The 1,095-nt window shown below is 33.2% G+C and carries 1 protein-coding gene; it reads right to left on the reverse strand.

Going from position 1 to position 1,095, the window contains the following annotated elements:
• A partial coding sequence (locus BZG77_RS14630) for a lipopolysaccharide biosynthesis protein (RefSeq protein ID WP_077647759.1) occupies positions 1-1,070 on the reverse strand: 1,070 nt, incomplete at its 3' end.
• Between the last annotated feature and the right edge of the window lie 25 nt (positions 1,071-1,095).

A 1,095-nucleotide genomic window follows, 5' to 3' on the forward strand; every position in this document is an offset into this window, starting at 1 on the left:
GTGTAAGTAACAAGGTAAGATGTTGCGCCTAAAAATATAGATACCAGCTCTCCATCTATTCCATTTGTAACATAAAAGCTAACAAGAAACGATATAAACGCAATGCTAATAATGGATACTAACTCTCTGAGCTGCTCAATCTGACTAATACTAGTCAGTTTTCCTGTATAATAAGTATTTACTATCAAGGATAGATAAGAAGATACAACTATACCAATGCACATTGGCACTATACCAAACGGTAATGTTACCAACAAAATTATTGTTGCAATAGTTTTTTTTATAACTTCTAATTTTAAAAAAAGTTCTGACCGGCCTTTAACTTGCAACATATTAAGATTTATAGCGTGTGCTGGAAATATAGCCATACCCATGGAAAGAATTGTTATATATGTCGCACTTTTAATCCAACTATCTCCCAGTATAATCAAAACTAAAGGTTCAGCAATAGTACATATAATTAACATTAATGGAGCCACAACTAGAGTTGAGACTTTCAACACCAGCAAAAACACCCTATCAAGTTCTAACTCCTTTTTTTGGAGGCTACTTAAGAGAGGATATGTAACTTTTTGTATCACAGTTGTCATAGTAATTGCGGGAACCGAAGATAATGTATAGCCTTGGTTAAACAATCCTAATTCCCCAGAGCTAAATTTTTTGCCTATGATGAGGGTGTATATATTGTTATAAATTGTATCTATGACACCAGACAAGAGCAACTTATACCCAAAATCAAAAAGTTCAAAAAAGGACTTTTTTGAAAAAGAAAATACTGGCTTCCATCTATAAATGCAAAGCAGTAAAATAACAGTTACAATAGAAGATATGAGTTGCTGAAATACCACACTTATGGCTCCGAATCCATACAAGGCCATAGAGATTGCGACCGCCCCACCAATAAAAATGCCAACTAAATTCGTCAATGCAAGCAATTTGAAGTTCATTTCTACCGTAAGTTTTGTTCTAGGAACAACAATGAATGAAATAGCTATGATTTTTAATGATAGCAATCTGATTAAAACTATCAACTCATCATGTTCATAGAAATTTGCAATAGCGGGAGCCATGAAGAACAAAAATATATAGCATAAT

The sequence above is a fragment of the Salinivibrio sp. IB643 genome (genome assembly GCF_001996105.1).
Lineage (GTDB): Bacteria > Pseudomonadota > Gammaproteobacteria > Enterobacterales > Vibrionaceae > Salinivibrio > Salinivibrio costicola.